Origin of the sequence: Thalassobacillus sp. CUG 92003, assembly GCF_013618635.1 — a bacterium.
Taxonomy (GTDB): Bacteria; Bacillota; Bacilli; order Bacillales; family Halobacillaceae; genus CUG-92003.
In genome coordinates this window covers 17,715-43,472 of sequence record NZ_JABLSJ010000014.1, presented here as the reverse complement: position 1 = coordinate 43,472, position 25,758 = coordinate 17,715, and the positions used below count along the sequence as shown (strand labels likewise).

At 44.7% G+C, this 25,758-nt stretch carries 25 protein-coding genes and 2 tRNA genes; 9 read left to right on the top strand and 18 right to left on the bottom strand.

The window, feature by feature from the left end; all coding sequences use genetic code 11:
• The first annotated feature begins 141 nt into the window (after positions 1–141).
• On the top strand, positions 142–996 hold the full coding sequence (locus HOP45_RS17535) for a MurR/RpiR family transcriptional regulator (RefSeq protein ID WP_181350682.1): 855 nt from the start codon (positions 142–144) through the stop codon (positions 994–996).
• A 368-nt stretch (positions 997–1,364) separates the two neighbouring features.
• Here HOP45_RS17535 and HOP45_RS17530 read toward each other — a convergent pair whose 3' ends face one another.
• From HOP45_RS17530 to HOP45_RS17510, 5 genes are all read right to left on the bottom strand, one after another.
• A complete protein-coding gene (locus HOP45_RS17530) occupies positions 1,365–1,796 on the bottom strand; it encodes a VOC family protein (protein ID WP_181350734.1) in 432 nt (143 codons plus the stop codon).
• A gap of 130 nt (positions 1,797–1,926) precedes the next feature.
• A complete protein-coding gene (gene dgoD, locus HOP45_RS17525) occupies positions 1,927–3,075 on the bottom strand; it encodes a galactonate dehydratase (RefSeq protein WP_181350681.1) in 1,149 nt (382 codons plus the stop codon).
• Between the two features lie 14 nt (positions 3,076–3,089).
• On the bottom strand, positions 3,090–4,097 hold the full coding sequence (locus HOP45_RS17520; RefSeq protein WP_181350680.1) for a 2-dehydro-3-deoxygalactonokinase: 1,008 nt from the start codon (positions 4,095–4,097) through the stop codon (positions 3,090–3,092).
• A 17-nt stretch (positions 4,098–4,114) separates the two neighbouring features.
• Positions 4,115–4,750: a bifunctional 4-hydroxy-2-oxoglutarate aldolase/2-dehydro-3-deoxy-phosphogluconate aldolase gene (locus tag HOP45_RS17515; RefSeq protein WP_181350679.1), complete on the bottom strand. Its 636-nt coding sequence runs from the start codon at positions 4,748–4,750 to the stop codon at positions 4,115–4,117.
• Between the two features lie 168 nt (positions 4,751–4,918).
• Positions 4,919–6,310 (bottom strand): esterase/lipase family protein, encoded by a 1,392-nt coding sequence (locus HOP45_RS17510; RefSeq protein WP_181350678.1) that lies wholly within the window; start codon positions 6,308–6,310, stop codon positions 4,919–4,921.
• 162 nt (positions 6,311–6,472) lie between these two features.
• Here HOP45_RS17510 and HOP45_RS17505 point away from each other — a divergent pair.
• Positions 6,473–6,546 (top strand) — tRNA-Pro (locus HOP45_RS17505).
• A 292-nt stretch (positions 6,547–6,838) separates the two neighbouring features.
• A complete protein-coding gene (locus HOP45_RS17500; protein ID WP_181350677.1) occupies positions 6,839–7,417 on the top strand; it encodes a phospholipase D-like domain-containing protein in 579 nt (192 codons plus the stop codon).
• 634 nt (positions 7,418–8,051) lie between these two features.
• Here the strand turns inward: HOP45_RS17500 and HOP45_RS17495 are convergent.
• Positions 8,052–8,387, bottom strand: a complete 336-nt coding sequence (locus tag HOP45_RS17495; RefSeq protein WP_181350676.1) for a hypothetical protein — start codon at positions 8,385–8,387, stop codon at positions 8,052–8,054.
• A gap of 106 nt (positions 8,388–8,493) precedes the next feature.
• Here HOP45_RS17495 and HOP45_RS17490 point away from each other — a divergent pair, with 106 nt between their 5' ends.
• Positions 8,494–9,438 carry an MBL fold metallo-hydrolase gene (locus HOP45_RS17490; RefSeq protein ID WP_181350675.1) on the top strand — a complete coding sequence of 315 codons (945 nt, stop codon included), beginning with the start codon at positions 8,494–8,496 and terminating at the stop codon, positions 9,436–9,438.
• Between the two features lie 364 nt (positions 9,439–9,802).
• Here HOP45_RS17490 and HOP45_RS17485 read toward each other — a convergent pair whose 3' ends face one another.
• Positions 9,803–11,005: a S8 family peptidase gene (locus HOP45_RS17485; protein WP_181350674.1), complete on the bottom strand. Its 1,203-nt coding sequence runs from the start codon at positions 11,003–11,005 to the stop codon at positions 9,803–9,805.
• Positions 11,006–11,479: 474 nt separating this feature from the next.
• Here HOP45_RS17485 and HOP45_RS17480 point away from each other — a divergent pair, with 474 nt between their 5' ends.
• A complete protein-coding gene (locus HOP45_RS17480; protein ID WP_181350673.1) occupies positions 11,480–11,821 on the top strand; it encodes a DUF2512 family protein in 342 nt (113 codons plus the stop codon).
• A gap of 114 nt (positions 11,822–11,935) precedes the next feature.
• Here HOP45_RS17480 and HOP45_RS17475 read toward each other — a convergent pair whose 3' ends face one another.
• The 11 genes from HOP45_RS17475 to trpE form a co-directional block, all read right to left on the bottom strand.
• Positions 11,936–13,321 (bottom strand): DUF2254 domain-containing protein, encoded by a 1,386-nt coding sequence (locus HOP45_RS17475; RefSeq protein WP_181350672.1) that lies wholly within the window; start codon positions 13,319–13,321, stop codon positions 11,936–11,938.
• Positions 13,322–13,434: 113 nt separating this feature from the next.
• A complete protein-coding gene (gene cypC, locus HOP45_RS17470) occupies positions 13,435–14,694 on the bottom strand; it encodes a CYP152 family fatty-acid peroxygenase CypC (protein ID WP_181350671.1) in 1,260 nt (419 codons plus the stop codon).
• Positions 14,695–15,006: 312 nt separating this feature from the next.
• Positions 15,007–15,456, bottom strand: a complete 450-nt coding sequence (locus HOP45_RS17465; protein ID WP_181350670.1) for a hypothetical protein — start codon at positions 15,454–15,456, stop codon at positions 15,007–15,009.
• Positions 15,457–15,776: 320 nt separating this feature from the next.
• Positions 15,777–15,849 (bottom strand) — tRNA-Ala (locus HOP45_RS17460).
• Between the two features lie 92 nt (positions 15,850–15,941).
• Positions 15,942–16,529, bottom strand: a complete 588-nt coding sequence (locus HOP45_RS17455) for an anthranilate synthase component II (protein WP_181350669.1) — start codon at positions 16,527–16,529, stop codon at positions 15,942–15,944.
• A gap of 30 nt (positions 16,530–16,559) precedes the next feature.
• On the bottom strand, positions 16,560–17,363 hold the full coding sequence (gene trpA, locus HOP45_RS17450) for a tryptophan synthase subunit alpha (RefSeq protein ID WP_181350668.1): 804 nt from the start codon (positions 17,361–17,363) through the stop codon (positions 16,560–16,562).
• A 1-nt stretch (position 17,364) separates the two neighbouring features.
• Positions 17,365–18,558: a tryptophan synthase subunit beta gene (gene trpB / locus HOP45_RS17445; protein ID WP_181350667.1), complete on the bottom strand. Its 1,194-nt coding sequence runs from the start codon at positions 18,556–18,558 to the stop codon at positions 17,365–17,367.
• Positions 18,533–19,195 carry a phosphoribosylanthranilate isomerase gene (locus tag HOP45_RS17440; protein ID WP_181350666.1) on the bottom strand — a complete coding sequence of 221 codons (663 nt, stop codon included), beginning with the start codon at positions 19,193–19,195 and terminating at the stop codon, positions 18,533–18,535. The genes trpB and HOP45_RS17440 overlap by 26 nt, the downstream gene beginning before the upstream one ends.
• Positions 19,192–19,962 carry an indole-3-glycerol phosphate synthase TrpC gene (gene trpC, locus HOP45_RS17435; protein ID WP_181350665.1) on the bottom strand — a complete coding sequence of 257 codons (771 nt, stop codon included), beginning with the start codon at positions 19,960–19,962 and terminating at the stop codon, positions 19,192–19,194. Before trpC ends, HOP45_RS17440 begins: the two co-directional genes overlap by 4 nt.
• Positions 19,955–20,980, bottom strand: a complete 1,026-nt coding sequence (trpD, locus tag HOP45_RS17430) for an anthranilate phosphoribosyltransferase (RefSeq protein WP_181350664.1) — start codon at positions 20,978–20,980, stop codon at positions 19,955–19,957. Before trpD ends, trpC begins: the two co-directional genes overlap by 8 nt.
• Positions 20,946–22,493 (bottom strand): anthranilate synthase component I, encoded by a 1,548-nt coding sequence (gene trpE / locus HOP45_RS17425; RefSeq protein WP_181350663.1) that lies wholly within the window; start codon positions 22,491–22,493, stop codon positions 20,946–20,948. The genes trpD and trpE overlap by 35 nt, the downstream gene beginning before the upstream one ends.
• Positions 22,494–22,827: 334 nt before the next feature.
• Here trpE and HOP45_RS17420 point away from each other — a divergent pair, with 334 nt between their 5' ends.
• The 4 genes from HOP45_RS17420 to HOP45_RS17405 all read left to right on the top strand — a co-directional run bounded on the left by HOP45_RS17420 (position 22,828) and on the right by HOP45_RS17405 (position 25,667).
• Positions 22,828–23,025: a PLDc N-terminal domain-containing protein gene (locus HOP45_RS17420; protein ID WP_181350662.1), complete on the top strand. Its 198-nt coding sequence runs from the start codon at positions 22,828–22,830 to the stop codon at positions 23,023–23,025.
• Entirely contained in the window at positions 23,022–23,954 is a 933-nt protein-coding gene (locus HOP45_RS17415) for an ABC transporter ATP-binding protein (RefSeq protein WP_181350661.1), read from the top strand. Before HOP45_RS17420 ends, HOP45_RS17415 begins: the two co-directional genes overlap by 4 nt.
• The gene (locus tag HOP45_RS17410; protein ID WP_181350660.1) at positions 23,926–24,699 is read left to right on the top strand and encodes an ABC transporter permease; all 774 of its coding nucleotides are present in this window, start codon (positions 23,926–23,928) and stop codon (positions 24,697–24,699) included. Before HOP45_RS17415 ends, HOP45_RS17410 begins: the two co-directional genes overlap by 29 nt.
• Positions 24,700–24,893: 194 nt before the next feature.
• Positions 24,894–25,667 (top strand): SDR family NAD(P)-dependent oxidoreductase, encoded by a 774-nt coding sequence (locus tag HOP45_RS17405; RefSeq protein WP_181350659.1) that lies wholly within the window; start codon positions 24,894–24,896, stop codon positions 25,665–25,667.
• The last annotated feature ends 91 nt before the right edge of the window (positions 25,668–25,758 follow it).

Genomic DNA, 25,758 nt, shown 5'->3' with positions numbered 1-25,758 from the left:
AATTTTATTTCGTTAATGCCGATTATACAATAAATTTTTTTCGATTCAACCGTTCTTTCAAAATTTTTTTCATAGCTTTGGCTTTTATTTGAAATATTTTTTGTTTAAAATGAATGTAAGTTAGTTATGGAGGGAGTCCCAATGACGCAATCGTCACCGCATGTTCTAAATCGCATTCGCTCATCTTACGCTCAGCTAAGTGAAAAAGAAAAACGTATTGCAGACTACATTATCCAAAACCCAACTAACATTGTCCATTCAACCATCAACCAAGTTGCCGAGGATTTAAAAGTTGCCGATGCCACAGTCTTCCGTTTTTGCAAATCGCTCGGATTCAAGGGTTATCAAGCTATGAAAATTGCGCTGGCTTCCGAAATTGTCAGCCCAATCAAGGATATCCATGAGAAAATTGATGAAGATGACACTGAAATGGAGATTATGCAAAAAGTTTTCCAAGCCAATATCAATGCGCTCCAATATACCCGCGACTTGCAAAATGAAGCACCCTTCCACCAAGCTTTGTCTCTTATTCTTCAAGCCAAGCAAATTCACTTCTATGGTAATGGGGGTTCAGGCGTTACAGCTCTGGATGGGCAACATAAATTTATGCGCAGCGGCCTATCTAGTTATGCGTATACCGATACACACCTGCAGCTTATGGCGGCATCGCAGCTCACCCCTCAGGATGTGGCCATATTTATTTCGCACACGGGTTCAAACAAAGACTTACTCGAAGTGATTGAAGTGGCTAAGCAAAATAACGTCCCTGCAATCGGTATTACGAACTTTGCCAAGTCACCTTTCAGTAAAGCTATGGACGTGTGCTTATTCACCGCTTCTCAGGAAACAGGGTACCGCTCCGAAGCGCTTGCCTCTCGCCTTGCCGAACTATCTATCATAGACGCGCTTTACGTCAATTACAGCGTGCAAATGAAAGAGCAATCTCAGGAAGCTTTAAACAAGATGCGTGAAGCTATTTCACGCAGGCGTTTATAAGGAGACAATTTATACGAAACTATAAATATAAAACATTCATGTCAGTAAGATAACTAATCTTAGGACACTAGTACAAAAATTCATGAAATACAAAACTGCCGTGGGTGAGACATAACTAAATAAAACACAAAAAAATCCGAACGATTTCAGCGAAATGTTCGGATTTTTTTGTGTTTTAGAGAGGTATTCAATGACCGCTCCGTCAAAACACGCCGCTTTCCACGGGCACGGCCTTAGCTTCTTAGATAACGCAAAGAATGCTCTCCTGAGAAATCTTTGGCTCGCGCTATTCCTGCATCCGTCTCCATGTAGTGATCGAAATCAGCCTCCTGTTCATTCGCAAACAGGAGGCTGGGTTTGTTGGTGTATTACGTCGATTGCTCATCGGGGACATTCACTTGGAACGTAACGCCGAACTTGTCCTTTACACTACCGTATAAGGGGCTCCAATCCGTCTTTTGAAGAGGCATGATAACGTGTCCGCCATCTTCTAGAGCAGCAAAGATTTCTTTCGCTTTTTCCTCCTCTTTGGGATGGATCGCAATTTGAATCGTGTCGCCTGGCTGATGAGGCATGCCTGGGAATGTATCGGAGAACATGAGATCTGCATCGCCGACTTTTAAATGAGCATGCATAACGCGGTCCTTCATGTCGTCCGTTACAGGATGGTCCGGGTCTTCCGGCATATCCCCGAACGTCATGATACCTGTTATTTTCCCATCCAATGTTTTCTCGTAAAAATTGACTGCCTCTCGCGCGTTTCCGTCAAAGATCAAATAAGGGTTCAAACTGATTGACATCATGTAACAGCTCCCTTGAATCAATTTGGATAACCACCTCTATTATACACAAATAAAAAAACAAGAGAGACAATTCACCATTATAAATATTAGAGAAAGGTTATCAAAATCTGCTTCGTTTACGTTATGCCTACCACTCAGCTATACTCGCATCATCATGCCGCCACACGGGGTTGTGCCAGTTGTGGCCTTCTTCAGCCCGTTTACGTACGTAATCTTCATTGATTTCAATACCGAGTCCTGGACCCTGCGGAATTTTGACGTGACCATTCTCATAGTCGAACACGCTGCGATCTTTAATATAATCGAGCAGGTCATTCTCCTTATTATAATGAATGCCCAGGCTTTGTTCCTGAATGAACGCATTGTGCGATGTAGCGTCTACATGCAGGCAAGCAGCCAGAGCAATCGGACCTAAGGGGCAATGAGGAGCAATGGCAACATCATACGCTTCGGCCATGGTGGCAATCTTCTTTGTTTCCGTAATGCCACCAGCATGGGAAATATCCGGCTGAATCACGTCAACATAACCATCAGACAGTAATGACTTAAAGTCCCATCTGGAAAACATCCGTTCACCCGTCGCAATCGGGGTGTGGGTATGAGAGGCGATTTCTCGTAAAGCTTCATTATTCTCCGCCACTACTGGTTCCTCTAAGAACATCGGGCGATAAGGCTCCAGTTCTTTTGCCAACACTTTGGCCATTGGTTTGTGGACCCGCCCGTGAAAATCAATTCCGATTCCGACGCCATTACCAACCGCTTCGCGCACAGCTGCCACGCGTTCGACAGCCTGATCGACCTTTTCATACGAGTCCAGATATTGCATTTCCTCTGTTCCATTCATTTTTATAGCTGTAAAACCGGTGGCCACGGCCTCGGCAGCTGCTTTACCAACATCAGAAGGACGATCGCCGCCGATCCACGAATAGACTTTGATCGAATCTCGGCAGGCACCTCCCATCAATTGATAGATCGGGGCCTGATAAAATTTCCCTTTGATATCCCACAAGGCTTGATCAATTCCTGCCAGAGCGCTCATCAATATCGGGCCACCGCGGTAAAAACCGGAACGATAAAGCATGTTCCAATGGTCTTCAATTCTAAGCGGATCCTTTCCGATCATGTATGTCATCAGTTCTTCGACGGCCGCTTTCACCGTATAGGCACGTCCTTCTATGACAGGTTCCCCCCACCCAGAAATCCCTTCATCCGTTTCTATTTTTAAAAACAACCACCTCGGGGGCACTTGAAATAGTTCATAGTTTACGATTTGCATACTACACAGCCTCCTCATTCCTCATTAGCTAAAAAGTGATTCCCGATGTCACACGCTCCATGAACTGAAGCCATTTCTACTTGATGATCATCGGCTTCAATGATCCGCCACCCCTTATTTGCATGGTTTAAGAGATGAACAAAGGCTGAACGGAGTGGGTCTGACCCGCCGACGATGATCCATTCCATTCTTCCCTGAGACGTTTTGTTCATTAGCGCTTCTAAATCATAATAAAGCACAACACCTGCATAATAATTTGCCCGGGCATTGGCATCCAATTGGGAGAAAAGATGGAGAAGCCTTATATGGTAGAAAGCACGGGTAATCCCGACCCGCTTGGCAGCCTCATACCCTTCTATCAATCTCTCTTGATCTATGGCTGAGATGAGGTGTCCATCCAGGGAATCGGCTATTATCGTCTGATTCCGCACAGCTTTCAGCATTTCTCCAGCCAACGTGGACAGACATGATGTAAATGACTTGTCTTCACGTACTTGCACATACTTGGTATGCGAGCCAGGGAGAACCAACATCCCTTCGCCTTGGGGTTCAAGTTGATGAAGCAGTCCCAACCCTTCCACTTCTTCTCCGCGCATAACATCATAATCATCGATTACGCTTATATCACTGGCGATGTCACGTTCAGAAACAGTCTTCATCCCTGGAACAAACAGACAAGGAATGTTAAAAAAAGCATCGAGTTTGATTTGCTGAGTATGGCGCACAAAGTCCTCCGAAGCTGCCGGGGCAGAAATATGGGGGACTTCAAGGAGCCCAAGATTCGACGTAATCATTCCCGAAGCTACGATGTAAGCAAGCTCTGAGACTGCAAGACCGTTACGCTCCAGCAAGTCTTTCAACCCGCTTTGCAGCTCCTCTGTTAGTCGGTCCGTATTTTGATCCATTGCCGCATTACGTACACCCACTTCCAATTTAAGTACATCGTTCACGTGCCTTGTCTTTGCATCTACTAAACGGAGACGGGAATTTGTAGTACCTGAATCGATCAATACAGCCTTCATATCAGCAGCCCCCTCTCTTAGACCATCGTGACATTATCACGAATCGCAACAAATTCCTTTGCTTTTGCTTCAATCTTTGCAAAGTTTCCCTCCTGAATCCAGGCTTTGTTGACCAGTGACCCGCCAATGCCAAGTGAGTTCCAGCCTTTGCGTAAATACTCTGCCATATTGTCAGTTGAAACGCCTCCCACAGCCATCCCTTCAATTTCCGTAAGCGGACCGCGTAAGTCGTTGAGAAAATCAGGCCCTAAATGTCGCGCTGGGAATACTTTAACGAGAGGCGCACCCCACTCATAGGCGGTTAAAGCTTCTGTCGGTGTCATGACGCCAGGAATTACTGGAATCCCATAATCTACGCCGGTATGGATGGTTTCTTTCTTTAAAGTAGGAGCCAGGAGAAAGTCGGCGCCTGCCTGAATGGCTTCTTCAGCTGCAGCAGCATCAAGTACTGTACCGGCCCCAACCGTCATCTCCGTATAGGTTTCTTTTATTTTACGGATTGCTTCGACAGCACCAGGCGTGTTCATCGTTACTTCCACCACCCGGATGCCTCCTTTATAAAGATGAGAGACAATCGGTTCAATGATGTCATCATCTTCTAATCGAATGATGGCGACGAGTTTTTCTCGCCGGATAACTTCACGCACACTCATTATAGTAACCTCCTTTCGTTCCTCTATAAGGAACGGTGTTCCACTATTAATTTAGCTATCACCTCAACAAGAATTGAGGTGAAGTCTACCTTATATCGAAACCGCTGTCAATCACACTTACGGCGGGAAAAATCATTCTCTCACCGCATCACTAAAAACGTGTGAAATTTATGGTTTTCCTTCCAAAACAGCTTTCCATATGTGTGCAGCTCGATCCGCCTTGCCAAAATACCAGGAATGCCATCCCTCGTTTTCATCCAGAGTTTGCGTACCAGATGTAAAAACGTGATAGCTGCTTTCCTGAGGGACCACCCCATCATGAGCCTTTCCAATAAATACATTCAACTCATTTAGAAGACGGCGATAGGCTTTCAAGAAAAAATGACTCTTATCCTCTGTTTCAGGCAGGTGGTAACCTGACACATAAAGGTTTCCATTGATAGAGAATGAGGCGGCGTTCAAATTCTCCAGAAATTCAGATCCTGGAGACATGTCGTGCAACGCCGGTGATTTATCATGAAAAGAAGTCACCTGTTCCGCAAAGAAATCATACGCTTGCTTTGAGCCCTGCAAAGCAGCGATAAGATCCCTGACAATATGGAACAGAAGCTCAATGGCATTCCAGCTATGAATCGAAAACAAGGTTGCACCGTATACGGCTAACGGAGTCCCCTTGTTAGGCACTCCAGCGAGCACGACATCATTGATACTATGAGGGTGATCAGACAAGTGAAACCCTACCATACTGCGCGCGATCAATCCGCCCTGGCTATGAGCAAACATATCTAAGCTGCAGTTTTTCTGCAACAAGCCCGTGTTGTATAAGACATGATACAGTTCCCCTCCGCTCGCCCTGATGCCTGCACGATTGGTGGCATACGAATAGCCAAACACTTTTCCGTAATAACCCGCTTGTAATAAAATCCGCTTCAAAGCGTGAAATTGATGCTCAGTCAAAGACATGAAGCCATGAAGGATCACAACCATAGGCTCTGAGGTTGAGCGATCCACCGGCTCATCAACTGGCAGAGGCTGATCAACGATCACGCCTCCCTCCTCTTTAATTTCGTAAAAGCGTTCTTCGGCAGGGTTGAAATGTTTAATAATGTTTTTCAAGCTGCGGATAATGAGCAATGCTCGCCTGATTACGCCCTTAGGCTGGTAGTAGGTACATACTTTTTCAAATTGTGTGCTGCCTTCAGAAATATCGGATGGGACATTGCTCACAGCAGGGTAAGATGTCGAATGATCCTTCTTATAAATAACCTGATAGTCGGTCGGGTCATCTCGGTTGATGGAATACATCATGACCGTATCACGCGGGACTTCCAAAAACAGCTCAGACTCACCGCCCTCTTTGGCAGCATGTAACGCCTCCTCTGAAGCAATAATAAAAGGAAGCGTATCGAGATGCTCACCCTTGAACACATTGTTCATGGACGTTAACGTAACTGGGTATGAAGCAGCAGGGATCAAACGATTATTGATTTGCTCTATTGGAAAAGACGGCGAGCTTCCTGCTACAGCGGAATCCTTACGGCAATAAAAATAATAGTTCACGTCTTTGGTCCCTCCTCTGCTGGGTGTTCTAACTATTTCCTCTTAAACTCATTCTCGACGTATTGTCTTTTTCCCTACAGACCGTGCAGAAAAATTTAAACGTCATGATTGATTTTGGATCATATAAACGTTATTTTATATATAGTGCATTTTTCACTTTAACGGGATGTAGCTCAGCTTGGTAGAGCACTACGCTGGGGGCGTAGGGGTCGCAGGTTCAACTCCTGTCATCCCGACTCTTTTACAATCATGTACATATGAACAGGACGTGAGGTTGTGACAAAACTAAATAAAACACAAACATTCCGAACGATTTCAGCGAAACGTTCGGAATGTTTGTGTTTTGGGGAGGTGTTTAATGACCGCTCCGTCAAAACACTCCGCTCATGAACATCGTTGAACTTATATCCATTTTCAATGTTCGCTTGTTTAAACCTCTCATTTTACTTATGTCCCAGTATGTTTCTTGTTGTGAGACAATCCTCCTTATGCATATAGTTTAAAAATGGTATCAAAAGGGGGAAGCAGATGGACATTATAACAGCAACCGGAGCAATGATTGTCTTCGGCTCTATGACATACAGTCTTTATCTGCATACGCGTAGACATGAGAAATCTGCAGCCGTTGATTATATTTTTTCCAGAACGGATAAATCCCCAAAACAAAAGCTGCTCCACACAATTGATCATTCTAAACACACTTTAGACGTCGCGATCTTTCTATTGACAGAGAAGGAGATCGTCACGCATATGTGCCAAGCCACTAAAAGAGGCGTCAAGGTCAGAGTGTTGACCGATCGAACTCAGGCGACCGAATCCCCACAGCAAATGGCCAATATCCAGCGGTTGATCGATTCCGGAGCCCAGGTGATGGTCAACCGCCACGACGGCACCATGCACTTGAAAGTGGTCATTTCAGATCAACACACTATTACAGCAGGCTCATATAATTTCACTTACTCGGCGGAACAAAAGAATAACGAGGTTATGCTCATCATTAAAGATAAGCAAATGGCTGCAGCCTGGACGAAGCAATTCAATCAAATGTGGCACGATCAGGACGATTACGCCTCATACCCTCTTGATACGAACTCTAAATATGCATAGAAAATGCTCTATTCCGTTCTCGGTATAAGGAGTAGGTGCTCGGGGAAACAGCTCGCTTTCCGTGGGGTACGGTGAGCCTCTTCAGGCTTCGCCTTCAGGGGTCTCACCCTGTACTCTCCTCCCACAGGAGTCTCGCCATTTCCCCGAGCACCTTTCCAAATGAAGCCTGAACGGCCTACCGGAGACGCGAAGTTCATCCAATTGATCCGAGATGACACGGTGAATTTAGATGACGTTTTAAAAATCCTTAATAAAATGCGCAGCAGATTCGCAAATGTTGAAGAGCATCCTCCCATTAGATCTAGTGATAGAAACTAATGCTGCCTCAAAAGTAAAATCCAACTGGAATAATTGAAGATGATAGTAACACTGGGGGTTTGTGTCGAAGGTTAGAATAGTATCGAACTATTCTAGTAAACTTATACCCCTTATTGAAAAGGGCATAGCGAATAGTAATAACAATACAAAAGCTCCTTAAATTGAGCTTTTTTTGTGCCTTGAAATAAATGAGCAGCCCGATTCATGATAATCGGACTGCTGAAATGATTGATTGTACTTTTAAATTCGAATGTAGTTTTTTGATTCAATTAGCCTATCAAATCGGTTGGAGGTCCCTCTTCCCTTCCATCACTCATTAATAATAATACGGATAGTAAGGGGGGTAATAAGGAGTGAAATATGGGAATAAGGCAAGTGCCGTCAATGCAGCCAGCGGGAACGTGCGTCGACCAAATCGTCTCGCTCTTCTCCGGCCGTAACCCCCATAAAATTGACGTTCTTCTTCATGTTCCACATCTTCTCCTACAAGCACAGTGATGCTGTGATCATCCACGTCAATGATTATACCGTCCACCGAGTTACCATCGGACATGGATATAATGACATGATAATACGTGTACCGTTTACACTGGTCGTGGATAGGGTTCATTTGCCCCTGAGATCCATGATGTTTATTTCTATCTTCATTCATATCGCCCATCTCCCTTCACCTACAGGATACTCAACAAAAGCCTAAACGTTACAATATTCAGTCATTTCTAGTAAAATGGAAATATCAAAGTTGAAGAGGTGAGGAAATGGCAACACATGCTCCGATACATCATGTAGGCGATCGCATGCGCTTAATTGACGGATTTGATCTGGGTTATCCGGGAAGAACGGGTACATACGTGTTAATGGAAGAAGCCTTAACATTAATTGAAACAGGACCAAGTCCGTCTATTCCATACGTATTAGATGGTTTACATTCCCTTGGGATTGACCCCGCTGACATTCAATATATTATTGTGACCCACATCCATCTTGATCACGCAGGGGGAGCAGGCTTACTTCTGCAAGAATGCCCGAATGCCACCGTGGTCGTCCACCCTCGCGGCAAACGGCATTTGGCCGACCCTTCTCGGTTAATTGCCGGCGCACGAGCTGTTTACGGGGACACATTCGGTGAATTGTTTGACCCTATTTTACCAATTCCAGAAAAAAGATTGCTCACGAAAGAAGACGGAGACACCCTTGAGCTCAGTTCAGCCTGCACGCTCCGTTTTCTGGATACGCCTGGTCACGCAAATCATCATTACAGTATTTACGATCCAGTCAGCAACGGAATTTTTTCTGGCGATACTGCCGGCATTCGTTATCATCAGACTCAAGATTACGGGCTAACCTTCTATTTGCCGAGCACGTCTCCCAATCAATTCAATCCGGATGAGATGATCGCGTCAATCGAACGATTACGTAATCTGAACCTTGATCGAATCTATTTCGGACATTTCGGCGAGTCTCAGGATCCCGAAATCGTCTACACGCAAGTCACGCAATGGTTACCGCATTTTATTGAAGCAGGCAAACAAGCCTTAGCCAATAATGAAGGCACAGCAGGCATTCAGAGGCGACTTCTCGATCACATAACGGGTTATTTGGAACAGTACAATATACCGGATAACCATTCCGTTTATGACATTCTGAAGCTCGACTGTGACGTTTGTGCAATGGGGATTGCAGATTATTTAGCAAAAAAATAAGCCAGGCAAAACAAGGCTATGGCAAAGATTCGACAATCAATAACAAAGATTAGGAAAAAATGTAGCCCTTCTTGCCCTTGAAAATTTCAAGACATTAATCGATAATGAAAGAGAAATGACTTTCCCACTTGACCGCGTTGAAGCGCGGTCTTTTTTTTGTCTAAAGCCAGGTTAGCTTAATACGAACATACAACCAAATTGACGACTCTTTCCAGACTAAGTACTTATTAGCCTTGCTTTTGGCCAGAAATTTGGTCACTTGGCGGTATTAAATAGGTCATTGCAGGCCTTCCTAAAACAAAAAAGGCACAGGACTCTGCCAGCATGATCGAATCATACATGAGCAGAGCCTGCAGCCTAGACTTTAATAATTGACGGCTTCAAATGAATTGATGCGGCCATGTTCAAAATATGTGCCTGTCCCATTGATTTCATCCGCTGTTTGTTCAATGGCCTGACGAATTTCGCCGTTTGTGCGGCCTTGCCCCGCAAGAAGACCCGCCAATCCGGCTACATGAGGTGATGCCATGGACGTGCCAGACATGTAGGCATATCCATTGCCGGGTACAGTGGAAGCGATGCTTACGCCAGGTGCTGTCACATCAACCCAGCTTCCGTAATTCGAGAAGTTGGCAGGTTGATCGTTCGAATCCACGGCTCCAACCGCAATGACATTATCATAAGAAGCAGGTTCAAACGTAGTGGAGACACCATCATTCCCTGCTGCTGCGATCACAACAGATCCTTGGTTCCACGCGTAATCCACTGCATTTTCAAGTGTCTGAGTATCACAATCACAACCGAGAGATAAATTGATAACCTCAGCGCCTTGATCAGCAGAGTACGTAATCGCATCAGCAATATTAGCCAATGAACCGTTGCCGCTCGCGTCAAGAGCGCGCACAGCCAAAATGTTAGTCTCAGGGGCCATCCCTGCAACACCTTGAGCATTATTGGTTTCTGCTGCTATCGTTCCCGCAACGTGAGTCCCGTGGTTATTCAAATCCATTGGGTCATTATCATTATCTACAAAATCATACCCTTTGATGGTTTTACCGTCCAAATCAGGATGGTTGTAATCCACACCCGAGTCAATGACCGCTACTTCCTGACTGCTGCTCCCACGGGTGATGTCCCAAGCGTCATCCGTGTATGTATTCTGAGGTCCGTATTGGTAACCGCTGTAATACGTGTCATTCGGTGTCCAATTACCTTCAAATTTGTAATTCGGTTCTGCATATTCAACATTGGGATTCTTATTCAAAGCCTTCACGACAGCTTCAACATTTCCAACTTCCAATACTTTGAAATTCGAATCTACCTTGTCAGAATCTTCTTGGACAGTCGCCTTCACACTACCAAGCTTGTTCCCTTTTTTCGCTATAGAAGCCTGATCTTTAAACTTTACAACCACTTCTCCTTTAACATAATCCGATTGCTCAGTCTTTTCAATATCCTGTGGCTCGTTTACTGTCTCCAATTGATCAACAGATGCTTCAGCCGCTGTAGGGAAAACAGCCAATGATAGCGCAAGTAATGATGCCGTCCACAATTGTTTAAAGTTCAAATCGTCCCTCTCCTTTATAAATTGAAATTAAGTGTCCAGACCATTCAAATAAAAATGCGCCCCTCCTTGATTCATACTTTTCTGAACACTCAAAATCTTATCATGGATGGCTTTAATTGAAAAAAGCACGCATCATGCCTAAATTGCAATTTCACTTCCATCTTTTTCATTTTTTGTATAAAGCATAAGAACTTTTTAGCCATTCATAAGCATTGGAACAATTTAACCTGATTCGTTTTCCATATTATTGTAAAAGAATAGTTTATTTAGCTTGTTTTTTGTCATCTTTTTGATAATTTTTCTGAACCTTTCGTTTTTGATTGAATTCCGATGTAAGTGAATAAGCCCATTCCCAATCAAATTGTGCTTATTGAGCGCCTCCTAACTTGCATAACCAAAGCCGATATAGAAACACTAAATATATATAAATCATTTAGTCATAAGAAAGAAGGGTCTATTTTGAGCAGCTTCTTGATGAAGATCGTGATTTTACCTGTGTTACTGGTCACAGCTATGTACGTGCTTGAGAATGTCACCTACGGAGCAATTTGGCAGCCGATCGTACTGGCCATCCTTTTAACTGGGATTGGTGTTGCCATGGAATACATGTTCTTAGAAAGAGGTAATTTAAATTCGAGTGTCTTTCTTGATTTTGTAACATCGTTGTTGATTATCTGGGGCGCATCGAACTTCTTTACAGGGGCCGAAGTGACATTTGCCGGAGCATTAATTTTATCGTTGCTCATCACCGGGTGCGAGTATTTCATCCATCGTTATTTAATCGCTTCGAAGAAAGCCGAAAAATCCCCTGCCTAATTATCCACTTCCTATAAATCGTAGTGCAACGGTTATAACAACAACCACAAAAAAGCAGATGGCCCTCCTTGGGAAACATCTGCTTTCCATTGTTAGTCCTCATTTTAGACTGATTTACAGGTGATCAGGCTCCGTTTGATTCAAGCGTTTTTCAACAGCATAATAATCCATCTCATGGTTCGTGTAGAGGGCAAGCTCATACACTTTGCTTAACAAATAACGTTTATCCAATTTAAAGATGAAGTGTTGGGAAATGTGATCAATGGAGTTCGAGCCGAATTCCCATATACTGTCCAATTTATCAGAGGAAATCGTTTGGGCCATTTTCCCGAGAGCGACTATGATTTCGGTGATGATCACATAGTTATGACCTGCGTAATGGCGAATATAACCAAACCCGACATACATAAAGTATTCAAAATCTTCTGCGCTCATGATTACACGTGTCTGACGATCTTCATCTTGCAAATAAGATGTAAACGTCATATCCCCTTCAATTGAGACGACTAAGTCGGCCATTTGGTGGATTGCACTTACAGCTGTCTTAGGGTCACTATTTCCAATCGCTTTAACTGCAACTTCACTGAGTTTTGTTATCCCCATTTTAACTTCTTGCACTTCAGTTTCTTTATATCCAATTTCAATCATGTGATTATATTTATCTAAATCGGCTGTTTCTTTTCCTGGCCCCCACACTGCAAATAACCGATTATGTTTGAGCGTGAAATCACCTATTTTGGCATAGAGGCGAATGATCACATCGTCTTTACGGGCTTCATTAATCATATCTTTAAAATTAATCATTTGCAGATACCCTGGTTCCGGACTGGTTACCACTTCCGTTTTACCCTGATAGGCTTCCATTAAATTGCCGGGTTTTTCAGTTCCGTGTTTTTCAAGATAATCACGCATCGTATCTTGCACAGCAGCTTTGGAAATATTTTTCATGGAATAGGTAAAATTGTGCACCTGCATCCAGCTCGAAGCATGGTTGATGAAGAAAATAAATACGACGATGGTAATAAAAGCAAGGGACACTGTGGTAAAGGGGACGGCGACATACATTTCATCCCCTTGATTTGTAATAAATAGAAAAACAAATAACACATAGATGAAACTCCCATGGAAAATCCCTAATATATGCTGCGTCCCTCGATTTGATATAAAATCGAACAACATGCGCGGCGAAAATTGACCACTGAGCATCGTCAATACGACTAATAATGAATTCAATGTGAAGGCGCTTAAGGTCAAAATACCGCCAATCAACGTACTCACTAACGTACGAGTCGCCTGGCCTTCCGCCTGAAAGAATTCCGGGACATATGCTGAGATATTGAGCTGGAGGTCCAAGTAAAGCGTCAGGACCACCAGTAAAGAACTTGCTAAGATGTAAATCAAGGGTATAAACCACAAGGTCATTTGGAGCTCATACTTCATTTGATATTTGGACATTTGAATGTATTTCAGTACAGGTTTTGGCAGCAGTGCGGCTAACAACTTAAAGCCTCCTAACACGATAAGTACGGTTTTTTTAATCTCAGTGTTGATACTTCTTATAAGCCCCAAGCATATTGAAGAGCGAGCTTAAATGGTTCAGCTCGCCCACGTTCTTACGTTTGAGGGGTAATTTGCTTCATCACAAAGCCGCTTTCAGGAAGTGTTGGCATCTTCGCCATACTATAGCTCAGATTTTGTTTAGGAACAACATAGTCGATGTCGTTTATCAGGAAGTCCAAACTCGTTTTCATCACCTCAATCGTGACCCATTCGCCTGGGCAGCGGTGCCCCTCGTAATGATCGCCGCCACCCTGGGGGATCAAATCAAACAGGCTTCCTTCCCAATGTTCAAACCGTTCGGGTCGGAACGTGTCCGGCTCCTCCCACAACCTGGGATCATGATTGGTGCCGTAAACATCTAACAAGACGAGCGAACCTTCATCAAAACGCACGTCGTTCCAAATAAAACCTTTTCGCACGCGCGCTCCCAAAAAAGGGGCAAACGGATAATACCGGCGCACTTCCTGGACAAACCATTGCACATCCTTGTCTTGAGCTGACTGAATCCGGTCTCTGTAGCCTGGATGTTGATGCAAAGCTAGCGCCCCGAAAGTCACATACGCCGCAATAGCGACAGTAGGTCTGATAACATTAATTAACTCTACGGCGGCCATGTGCGTATCGAGATGTTCATCATTTTCATCTTTATGCCAAGCCATGGCAAAAACGGCAGAGTCCTCAGGTACTTTCAACTTTCCAGCTCTCACTTGCTTAATAACCTTTTCTATCCATTTTTCTGTCCGAGCACGGGCCTTTCTTCCTCGCCAGTGCCTCGGACCCACAGCTCCGAACGCATCCACCATATCCCATAAATCCTGTGCTCTTTCTTGAACTTCTGCTTCTTTCAAAGGGACACCAGCCCACTCACAAGCTGCTCGACACAGAACGTCTAGTGCTTCATCAAACAAAACGACACTATCCATGTTCTTCCATCGTTGGATCCTGGACTGCCACTGCTCTTTCGTAAGGTCAGCTAAATAGTGCAAACGTGATTCCGTCATTAACGACATGAACAACATTTTCCGGTGTTCATGAGCGGACCCGTCCATGGCTTGTACTGCGTCTTCGCCAAACAACGTTTTTTGTACGCGCTTTGGAGCAGCACCTTTCCGTTGAAATAACGCGTTATTATAAAAAACTTCCGCTGCTTCCTTACCGCTTGTACAAATGACTTGCTCTCCCAACAAACGAACTGTAAAGATGTCTGATTGATAGAAGCGTGTTCGATTCGGGATAAACTGATAGCCTTCCTTTATCAGCGATAAACTCTTGTCTAACCCTTTATCATGTGGCGTCGGGGCTAATTTTTCCATAAACGATTATCTCCTTTGCTTATTACTCGTGACATTATCGTGTAGAGTTCTATTCCCGGACGGCTGGGCAAGCAAACAACTGTTTACGCGTTACTATGTAATCATATGTCTTTCTGGTTAAGGGGATAAAGTCTTTCCTATCATGTTTAATTAACCAAAAGTAGGCAGTCCAATTAGAATAGCTAATCAGACTGCCTTTAGATGATTGTCTCGTATGCAATGTGCCGTTACTCCCTAAATTTCAAGGATTCTTTAAATTATTTGCCATCCGCTGACTGCACGCGGGAAGTCCAAATCCATTCCTTTCCTCTTTTACCGATCGAAACGATAAGCGTGCGTACCGACAGCGAGGTTCGTCCCGATAAACGCACCAATGTAGGAGACAAGAGACATGCCGCCATTATCATAGCCTGTAGGAAAATCAATACTAAACGCGGCTATGAAACATACAACAGCAAGGAGAGGGAGCAGGACTCTACCCACCTTCTTTTGTTTTTTCCACCGCTTTTCTCCAATCAGTTTTATTTCATATTCCTTCAGTCGATTCGAATTTTTCGTTCCGATAAACGTACCAGTCTTCCATTGATACACGCTTCGCGCAAACTCGCCGAGAAATATAAAGGCCATTCCAAACACGAAACCCTTTATCGGGAGACCATGTGACAAGTAAATATCCATAAAGACAATTGTGCTCATCATCATAGCATTCATTTTAATGATATATCGCACTCGAAATCGATTAACTTCCCTTACGTTTAGCATCTCGTTCACCTCTACTAAGCATAGGGTGTTTCCTTCTCTACTCATTGCACAATTTCAGTTATAAATTTCCAATCGAAAGTTAGAATGTCGCTAGCATCCACATACAGAAAGACTGGGACATTAGTAAATGAGTTAAAAAAAACGAACCTTGAATAGCGTAGTTTAAACACGAAAAACCTCGTAGAAAATAGCGCAACATGAAGATGTTGCAGAATTACGAGGTAGCTCTGTCCATGTCTGTGGAAGGAGTGGAACCCTTTTCTTAACAAAAAAATCCGAACTGATTTCAGAGAAATCGTTCGGAATTTCATTCAAAGGTATGGAGCATATCGGGCTCGAACCGATGACCTCCACGCTGCCAGCGTGGCGCTCTCCCAACTGAGCTAATGCCCCGTATCGGTCATGTTTATGAACCAACACTATGCATTATATAATAGAGCGCTCCTAGAATTCAATAGTTTTGTTTAAGCCTTGGCGAACTTTTTTTACCGGCTGGCTATCGCGCTTAATTTTTGTTCGAGAAGATTTTGCAATAATTTTTTTCCTTCCAGAGTTCCAATGGATTCGGGATGGAATTGTACCCCTTCGATTGGAAGATGTTTATGCTTGATGCCCATCAACTCGCCTTCGTCTGTAGAGGCAGTAACGTAAAATTCCTCAGGTAGCGATTCCTTCTCCACGATTAAAGAATGATAACGCATGACTTCCAGAGGGTTAGGCAGCTGCTCATAAATGCCTGTGCCGTTATGACGAATCAAAGACGATTTGCCGTGCATCAATTTATCAGAACGAATCACCTTGCCGTTGAAACTTTGAGCAATCGCCTGATGGCCAAGACATACGCCAAATATCGGAATTTTTCGCTTATAATGTTGAATCACATCCATCGTGACTCCGGTTTCATCTGGTGAACACGGTCCAGGCGAAAGAAGAAGCAAGTCTGGTGACAATTCATCAATCTCTTTGAACGTTACATGATCATTTCGCCTGACAACAATCTCTTGACCAAGCTCCCCTAAATATTGAACCAGGTTATACGTGAAGGAATCATAATGGTCAATCATATAAATCACTCGGCTCAGCTCCTCTCATCTATTGGCTCACTATTTTACAAGATCGGACACTTGAACATAAAACCGCTCGAGTGCTTGTTCACGTGCTTCGGCAGTCAAGAGGGAATCGAGTTCTTCTTCGATCAACCGAATAATTTTACTGCCGATAATGACGCCGTCTGCATGCTGTTGAATTAAACGTACGTGCTCGTTCGTCGATATGCCAAAGCCGACAGCAACAGGGGCTTGACTATATGCTTTTACTTTATCAATAAAGTAAAGAACCTCAGGGGCAATCTCATGGCGTTCGCCTGTTACACCCAGGGTAGATACGCAGTAAAGAAAACCACGGGCTTGCTCAGCAATTTGCTGAATACGCGCTTCTGAGGTAGGAGCGACAAATGAAATGTACTCAATATCATAGTTCAAAGCAAGTTCCCGGACTTCGCTGCTCTCTTCATACGGTAAATCAGGAATCAACACACCTTCTACTCCATTCTTCTCAAGCAATTCAAAAAAATAGTCGTGCCCGAGCTGAAGCACAGGGTTATAATACGTAAAAATCACAATCGGTATATCTACTCCGTTTTCCCGGAGTTTTGGCACCAGTTCAATGGCCTTGGTCAATGACATTCCGCTTTCCAGGGCACGTTTAGCAGCACGCTGGATTGTCGGCCCGTCAGCAATCGGATCAGAATAAGGTACACCTAACTCCAATACATCTGCCCCTGCAGTTTGTAGTTTTTGAGCAAGCTGCACGGTAATATCAGGAGTCGGATCACCTGCAACCAGAAAAGGGATGAACAAGTTTTGCGTCTTCGTTAACTTTCCTTGAAACGACGTTTGGGTCAACATTCTAAACCTCCTCCTGAAAATGGTTCATCAGTGTGGCCATATCCTTATCTCCACGTCCTGATAAATTGATCAGAATTGTGTCATCTGAAGTAAGGTGTTTAGCTTCTTTAAACGCCTGCGCTAAAGCATGGGCCGTTTCTATGGCAGGGATGATCCCTTCAGTTTCTGTCAATAGCTTCAACGATTCCAGCGCTTCTTCGTCCGTGACGGCTTCATAACGCACGCGTTTAGAATCGAACAAATAAGCGTGTTCCGGCCCGATGCCCGGGTAATCAAGACCAGCTGAAATCGAGTAAGGCTCAGTTATTTGGCCATTTTCATCCTGCATCAAATACGTTAGGGATCCATGGATAACACCTCGCGAACCTCTAGACAGCGTGGCTGCATGTTCGGACGTATCGATGCCTTTACCGGCAGCTTCAACGCCGATCAGCTCTACATCGTCTTCCAAGTAAGGGTAGAACATACCGATCGCATTGCTTCCACCACCCACGCATGCGTATATTCTCGTAGGCAGGGAAGGTTCTGCTGCTGCGAATTGAACCTTCGACTCATCTCCGACCACGCGTTGAAAGTTACGGACCATTCTCGGGTACGGATGCGGTCCTACGACCGAGCCGATCAAGTAGAAATGGTCTTCACAATTTGCCACCCAGTAGCGAATCGCCTCGTTCGTCGCATCTTTCAGCGTGCCATTACCGCTGGATACTGGCACGACTTCTGCGCCTAACAATTTCATCCGAAATACATTCAATTCCTGCCGCTTTATATCTTCTTCTCCCATGAAGACTTTACAGGAAAGACCAAACTTAGCTGCCACTGTAGCAGAAGCCACGCCGTGCTGGCCTGCCCCAGTCTCTGCGATGATATTTTTTTTGCCCATTCGCTTGGCAAGAAGGGCCTGGCCAATGGCGTTATTAAGTTTATGAGCGCCAGTATGGTTCAAATCCTCTCGCTTTAAATAAACTTTGGCCCCGCCTAGCTGCTCGGTCACTTTATCAGCAAAGGTGAGCGCAGTCGGACGACCTGCGTATTCGGTTAATACCTGGTGTAATTCGTCGATAAAATGCTGATCGTCCATGGCGTCATCCAAAGCCCGCTCTAATTCCTGAAGAGGCGCCATCAACGTCTCTGGCACATACTTTCCGCCGAAATCGCCGTAGCGGCCTTTAGCGTCTGGATAAACTTGTGTCATACTGCTCCACCTCTTCCATAATTGCCTTAATTTTTTTTGGATCCTTGCGTTCTTCCGTTTCCGTACCGCTTGATATATCAATCCCTCGTGGGTGATAGCTGAGTAATTCATGCACATTTTCCGGTGTGATTCCGCCAGCAGTCAAACACGGGACTCCCTGCTTCTTTGCCTCTATCTGATAGTCTTGGATCGCTTCCCAGTCAAAACTTACGCCCGTACCGCCATAAGCTCCTTTAACCTTGGAATCAATCACGTAGCCATCTACAGCACCGTGAAATAGATTCATATAATCCAGGCCGTGCTTGCTATGATGAACCACTTTCCATACAGGTAAATTGAAGTTTTCCTTGATTTTCAAAACCTCTGAAACTGTCTCATTGCCATGAAGCTGGATAATATCAAGCGGAACGAATTCAAGCACAACCTCCAGTTGTTCGATGGTCGGCTCAATGAACACACCAACTAATTGCTGGCGTGGCTCAGTGGCGTTGATCCATCTTTTTACCTGCTCAGGATAGACATAACGTTTCGTGCCTTGAACAAAAATAAATCCAAGGTGGGTCGCGTTCGAAGCTGCACTTTCGATTACGTCTTGTTCAGAGCGATTCCCACATAGTTTGAGCAGCGGCTGATTCATGGACGCACACCCCCCATAAGTAACGAAACGCCATCCTTGACGCTCTCTTGTTTCATTAATGATTCACCAACCAGCACAGCATCGGCACCAAATTCGCGGACTTGTTTAATATCTTCATAATAGGAAATGCCACTCTCTGAAACGATCAGGCTATCCTTCGGTACGCGTCCGCTTATTTTGTCCGTTTGATCCAGGCTGGTCTCAAATGTGGTTAAATCCCGATTATTGATGCCGACAATCCGCGGAGTGAACTCGTTTAAAATCGCCTGCAACGTAGATCCGGCATGTACTTCTACCAATGCTTCCATCCCAAATCCTTCCGCCATCTGATAGAATTCATGAAGCTGTTTGGCTTCCAACGCTTCACCAATCAACAGGATGGCGTCTGCACCCAGTCTGGCACTCTCCTCGATTTGCATTGGATCAATGATGAAGTCCTTTCGTAGCACTGGGATTTGAACGGTTTGTTTGATATCACGCAAGAAATCGCGGTGTCCCTGAAAGAAATGCTGGTCTGTGAGAACAGAAATCGCCTGAGCACCAGCTTTTTCATACTCTTTTGCAATGATAACCGGGTTAAAGTCGTCCCGGATGATTCCCTTCGATGGCGAAGCTTTCTTGACTTCCGCAATCAAACCGGTTAAAAAAGGTGATGACTCTGCAGATTTTAACGCATCATATAATGAATAATGGTGGACTTCCTGCGCTTCAGGTAATCCGAGAAGTTTAATTTCCTGTCTTTTTGTAGCTAGAATCGTCTCAAGCATATCGGCGGTTCCCCTTTACTTCAGTGATCGCTTCAAAATAATCGCGGACTCGGCCGCTCTCAACAGCCTCTGTCAACTGCTGAACACCGCTTCTTAAGTCCGGCGTTTTGCCCGCAATATACAGGCCGGCAGCAGCATTCATCAGCACGATGTTTTTGGCGCTTTCATTGGCCTCATCATATATGATATCACGAATAATGTCTGCACTCTCTTCAGGACGGTTGATTTGAATATCTTCAAGTTTGCCGGTGTTTAAACCGACATCTTCTGGCTTGATGGAAAACCGATTAACAGCACCGTGCCGCAATTCCACAATATCGCTTTCACCCGTTATGGTGATCTCATCCAGTCCATCTTTTCCGGTTACGAGCAACACATGCTTGGAACCAAGGGCATGAAGGGCTTCAGCCATTTTTTCCCCGAGTGTTGTGTCATAAATACCAATGAGCTGCCGCTTAGCGTTGGCAGGGTTGGCCATTGGCCCGAGCAGATTGAAAACCGTTCGGAATCCCAGTTCTTTTCGCGCCGGTACCGCATGCCTCATAGCCTGATGGTAATTCGGGGCAAATAAGAAGGTCATTCCCTTGTGCTGCAATGCTTGCCTTCCTTCTTCAGGTGTCGTTTCAATTGGCAAACCTAACGATTCAAGCACATCAGCACTCCCACTTTTAGAGGAGACTTTGCGATTGCCATGTTTCGCCACCTTGACGTCCATCGCGGCTAAAACGAGCGAGACAGCTGTGGACACATTGAAGGTCGAACTGCCATCTCCTCCTGTTCCGCATGTATCGATCAGGGCCTCGTCGTCTTCAACCGACAATTTCGTCATATTCTCCCGCATCGCCCTGGCAAATCCAGTCAACTCCTCGACTGTTTCACCTCGAAAACTGAGGACGCTTAACATGCTCATCAACTGCCCTGTTGAAACGGCCCCTTTCATGATTTGATCCATCGTTTGAAAAGCATCCTGTTCGTTTAATGTTTTACCTGCTACGATCTGTTCTAATAGTGTTTTCACTCGTCTCCACTCCTTCTCTGCTCGGCTCAAAAATCTCCTCAGCTAACTCAATCGTACGTTTTAGTGCGCTTGCTTTATTTAACGTTTCCTGATACTCACTCTCAGGGTCAGAGTCGGCCACAACGCCCGCCCCTGCCTGAATATATATTTTATCCTTGATACGTGTCATCGTCCGGATCGTAATGCACGAGTCAATATTGCCATCAAACCCTAAATATAAGATTCCTCCTCCGTACAAATGACGCGGCGTCGGTTCAAGTTCCCGCAATATCTGCATTGCCCTTACTTTAGGCGCGCCTGATAACGTACCGGCTGGAAATGCTGCATATAACGCGTCAATCGGATGAACATCGCTCCGAAGAGTTCCCGTCACTTTGCTGATAATGTGCATGACACTGGTAAAACGTCCGATTACCATGTATTCCGGCACAGCCACAGAGCCGAATTCGGCCACTCTTCCGACATCATTGCGTGCTAGGTCGACCAACATCCGGTGTTCGGCCTGTTCTTTTTCATCGTCTAACAAGTCCTTGGCTAACGCTTCATCTTCTTCAACTGTAGCGCCTCGTTTACGGGTTCCCGCTATGGGATGAATCTCAAGCTTCTGATTTTGAACTTCCAACAATCGTTCAGGCGAGCTGCCGATAACTTCTACATCATCAAAATTCAAGTAAAACATATAAGGAGAAGGATTCACCTTCCGCAAAACACGGTACAGTTGAAAACCCGACAATTGACTCGTCACTTCAAAACGCTGAGATAAGACCGCCTGGAATATATCCCCCGCTTTGATATATTCTTTAATGCGCTCAACATCACTCAGGAATTTCTGATGCTCGTAATTGCTTGACAGCTGCAAAGTATCGCCTGTCTCGTGTTGTTGATTGATCATGAGATCGTGGCCGGTGAAATTATTCATCAATTTATCACGTAATTGCTGAATACGTGAACTGGCCTGGTGATAATGCCATGCCTTTTCCTCGTCATCAGAAGAAGACGGCAAGTGGGCAAAATGAATAAATGTTGTTTCTTTTGATTTATGATTATACGCAATCAAGCTTTGGCAAAATACCAAATGATAGTTCGACACATTCACATGATCAGGAACTGCTTTTGGAATCGGCTCGAAATCGGAAATCGCATCGTAACCCATATACCCGACAGCTCCGCCTCGAAAGGGTAAAGGAATATCAGGCTGTTCAACATTCAGATCATGCAGCGTCAGGTCAAATGCGCGCTTAAGAGAAGGCGCGTACTGAACGTGACCGTTTTGGGTATCCCGAATCACAAACTGTTCTGAGGCTTGTTTGATTTCAACCATAGGATCAAGACCGATAAAGGAATAGTTTGCCCATGGGGATTCCGGATCCTGGCTTTCAAGCATGTAAACAGCCTCATCCTGAACAGCCTGAAACATTTGAATCGGTGTCAGTGTATCCGCATAAAAAGTATCGCTTATTGGAAGTGTGTGGTAGGTTTCTGCCTGGTGCAGAAAAGAATTTAAGGTACGCAAAAAAGACTCACCTCTCCATAGTAGTTATGGAGAATGAGAGGTTGAGGAAAACGCATAAAAGTGGATGAATTTAATGTGGGAATTGGCTTAGGCGATAATACAAGGCTCTCCCTTGTTAACCCCAGGCTCACTCGGCTCCGCTCATCCTGCCTCAACTCTGGCTCTTCTCATTCTCTAAATCTCTGCTAATCTCTGAAACTAATCTTGCCCATTAGTTTATAGAACCAGCTCCCCCATGTCAACCAAAGGTATCTGACAATTTTTTCGTTTTATTGAATCTTTTCACCCTGATAAACGTAATCATACTACAACTTTTATTGAAGGAGTGTCTGCCATGTTTGAAACGATCGAGTGGGGAATCATTGCCCCATTAATTGTCATCGAGCTCATTCTAAAGATTGTTGCACTCATCAGTCTTTCCCGTACCAATACCACTTATGGACCAAAGTGGCTTTGGATCCTGATTATTTTAATCATCAATACAATTGGGCCTGTCGCTTATTTTATCGTAGGAAGGAGAGGTGATGGATGACGATCTTAACCGTTCACGATTTAACGAAAACATACGAGAAGTCGCCCGTGGTGGATCGCCTTCATTTCGATATTCAAAAAGGAAGCTGTGTTGCGCTGTTAGGACCGAATGGGGCGGGCAAAACGACCACACTCCGCATGCTCGCAGGCCTGATCACGCCTACTTCGGGCCGTATCGCTTTTGAAGATTTTCCTGATCATGATATTCGAGCACAAATCGGCTATTTGCCTCAGCATCCTCAATTTCATAACTGGATGAATGGCAAGGAATTTCTTGTATACGTCGGGCAGCTGGCTCATCTGAGTAAAAAAGAAGCGAGTGAGCAGGCCGAAGCACTCATGAAACGGGTCGGCATACTTGAGGTGAAAAATCAGCGAATCGGTAAATATTCGGGCGGCATGAAGCAACGGCTTGGCATCGCCCAGGCGATGATTCATAAACCCAAACTGTTGATGCTTGATGAGCCTGTGTCCTCGCTCGATCCTATCGGGCGAAGAGAGGTATTGAATTTGATGAAAGAACTGAAACAGGAAACGACGCTATTATTTTCCACCCATATTCTTAAGGATGCTGAAGATGTGAGTGATGAGCTTTTATTAATGCATCGTGGCAAAATCATTGAATCCGGTACGCTTCAATCCGTACGGGATAAACACCGTATAGATAAAATTTCGCTGCACTTTCAAACTGAACCCGATGCTTATGTGGCTGATTTAGAAGGCCTGGAAGTTGTGGAATCAGTATTACGTGAAAAAGATGGACTGACTTTATGGGTTAAAGATTTAGAACAAGCTAGAGAAGCGATTTTGGAACGGGCATTTTTGAATAAATGGCCTGTTACCCAGTTCGAAGTCGGACGAACATCGCTTGAAGACTTATTTATGAAGGTGGTGAATGACGATGCAATGGCTGACCATTTTCAAGCGTGAGAATCTGGAAGCAGCGCGGAATTTTAAATGGGTGTGGGTACCGCTGGTTTTTATTATCCTCGGTGTCACTGATCCGTTGTCCACGTATTATCTGCCCGAAATCCTCGACTCCATGGGCGGACTCCCAGAAGGAGCGACAGTTGACATCCCCACCCCTCCACCCGGAGAAGTACTGATTATGAGTCTATCCCAATTCAACATGCTTGGTGTGTTGATTGTTGTCTTAATGTCTATGGGAACAATCTCCGGCGAACGAAAAAGTGGCGTGGCTGAACTAGTGCTCGTTAAGCCTGTCCATTATCATACTTATATTTCAGCAAAGTGGGCCGGCACGTTGGGGATCGTGGCCGTTTCTTTATTCCTCGGATTATTGTCTAGCTGGTATTATACCAATCTATTAATCGGAGATGTAGCGTTCGGTCAATTTATGCAATTGTTTCTGTTTTATGGTGTTTGGCTGGCATTAGTCGTCACATTCAGTTTATTTTTCAACACCTTGTTCAGGTCTCCCGGCATGGTCAGTTTTCTGACTTTAGCTGTGGTAATTTTAATTTCAATGGTAAGTAACGTTCTATCGCACATTCTAACGTGGAGCCCAGGGCTGATGATCCCTCACCTCAGTACCATGCTGGCCGAGGGCAGCGTACCAGGCGAGCTCTGGGCCGCAACCAGCATATCACTCGCCACCATCGTGATCCTGCTCATTGCCTCAACCCTCGTCTTCCGCACCAAAGAAATGGCCTGATCCTAGTTAGCGTACCGTTAACGTACCTGGTACCAAAACGATATTTCCAAAAGAGCCGGGTGTTCCATGTACGAACATGGAACACCCGGCTCTTTTCATTATTGCGTTTTGGTACCAGGTACGCTTAATCCTCATTCATTTCGGGTATGGGGGTTAAATGAGTCTACAATAGTTATATTTGAGAGGTGTATAAGATGAGACCAACTGCTTTAATTACTGGGGCGTCAGGAGGAATTGGGTATGAATTTGCCCACCTGTTTGCTAAAGCTGGCTACCACCTCATCATTGTAGCGCGTTCAGAAGATAAATTGCGCGAGCTGCAAGATGAATTAGGTGACCACCCCGTCACGGTGATTGTTGAAGATTTATCAAAACAAGGGGCTGCTAAACGCATTTATGATGTGGTGCACCGCCATGAGCTAACCGTCGAAGTACTCGTCAATAACGCAGGTTTCGGCCTGAACGGGGATTTTGATTCAATTAATCTTAAAGAGCAACAGGATATGCTTCAGGTAAATATTAATGCATTGACCGAACTGACTTACTATTTCTTACCTGACATGAAGAAAGCCCCTTTGTTTGATATTCCTAAAGGGATTCTGAATATCTCGAGCACTGCTGCTTTCCAACCAGGCCCGAAAATGGCCGTTTATTATGCATCTAAAGCCTACGTCCTCTCCTTCTCTGAAGCATTAGTAGAAGAGCTGCAAGGCACGGGCATAACGGTAACCACATTATGTCCTGGCGCAACCGAAACGAATTTCTTTAAACGAGCTAATGCAGAAAATACGAAGCTAACCAAAAGTCAGATGACCGCCGATGATGTAGCCAAAGCCGGCTTCCTCGGTTTCGTCAAAGGAAAGCGTGTGGTCGTTCCCGGAGCACTTAACACGAGTGCGGCCGTCATGAGCAAGTTCCTCCCACGCTCAACAACCGCCAAAATCGCACACTATATTGATAAAGAATAATTAGCGTACCTGGTACAAATCAGGGAAAATGAAAAGAGCCGGGTGTTTCATGTACGAACATGAAACACCCGGCTCTTTTGAAATATCGTCT

Bases quoted from the DNA above. Each gene is read 5' to 3' on its own strand.
- trpC (WP_181350665.1), bottom strand. From the start codon at position 19,962: ATGCTTGAGACGATTCTAGCTACAAAAAGACAGGAAATTAAACTTCTC.
- HOP45_RS17465 (WP_181350670.1), bottom strand. From the start codon at position 15,456: ATGCTAAACGTAAGGGAAGTTAATCGATTTCGAGTGCGATATATCATT.
- cypC (WP_181350671.1), bottom strand. From the start codon at position 14,694: ATGGAAAAATTAGCCCCGACGCCACATGATAAAGGGTTAGACAAGAGT.
- HOP45_RS17415 (WP_181350661.1), top strand. From the start codon at position 23,022: ATGACGATCTTAACCGTTCACGATTTAACGAAAACATACGAGAAGTCG.
- HOP45_RS17495 (WP_181350676.1), bottom strand. From the start codon at position 8,387: ATGAATGAAGATAGAAATAAACATCATGGATCTCAGGGGCAAATGAAC.
- trpB (WP_181350667.1), bottom strand. From the start codon at position 18,558: ATGACACAAGTTTATCCAGACGCTAAAGGCCGCTACGGCGATTTCGGC.
- HOP45_RS17530 (WP_181350734.1), bottom strand. From the start codon at position 1,796: ATGTCAATCAGTTTGAACCCTTATTTGATCTTTGACGGAAACGCGCGA.
- HOP45_RS17520 (WP_181350680.1), bottom strand. From the start codon at position 4,097: ATGAAGGCTGTATTGATCGATTCAGGTACTACAAATTCCCGTCTCCGT.
- HOP45_RS17420 (WP_181350662.1), top strand. From the start codon at position 22,828: ATGTTTGAAACGATCGAGTGGGGAATCATTGCCCCATTAATTGTCATC.
- HOP45_RS17500 (WP_181350677.1), top strand. From the start codon at position 6,839: ATGGACATTATAACAGCAACCGGAGCAATGATTGTCTTCGGCTCTATG.
- HOP45_RS17515 (WP_181350679.1), bottom strand. From the start codon at position 4,750: ATGAGTGTGCGTGAAGTTATCCGGCGAGAAAAACTCGTCGCCATCATT.
- HOP45_RS17405 (WP_181350659.1), top strand. From the start codon at position 24,894: ATGAGACCAACTGCTTTAATTACTGGGGCGTCAGGAGGAATTGGGTAT.
- HOP45_RS17535 (WP_181350682.1), top strand. From the start codon at position 142: ATGACGCAATCGTCACCGCATGTTCTAAATCGCATTCGCTCATCTTAC.
- HOP45_RS17480 (WP_181350673.1), top strand. From the start codon at position 11,480: ATGAAGATCGTGATTTTACCTGTGTTACTGGTCACAGCTATGTACGTG.
- trpA (WP_181350668.1), bottom strand. From the start codon at position 17,363: ATGTTGACCCAAACGTCGTTTCAAGGAAAGTTAACGAAGACGCAAAAC.
- dgoD (WP_181350681.1), bottom strand. From the start codon at position 3,075: ATGCAAATCGTAAACTATGAACTATTTCAAGTGCCCCCGAGGTGGTTG.
- HOP45_RS17440 (WP_181350666.1), bottom strand. From the start codon at position 19,195: ATGAATCAGCCGCTGCTCAAACTATGTGGGAATCGCTCTGAACAAGAC.
- HOP45_RS17490 (WP_181350675.1), top strand. From the start codon at position 8,494: ATGGCAACACATGCTCCGATACATCATGTAGGCGATCGCATGCGCTTA.
- HOP45_RS17410 (WP_181350660.1), top strand. From the start codon at position 23,926: ATGCAATGGCTGACCATTTTCAAGCGTGAGAATCTGGAAGCAGCGCGG.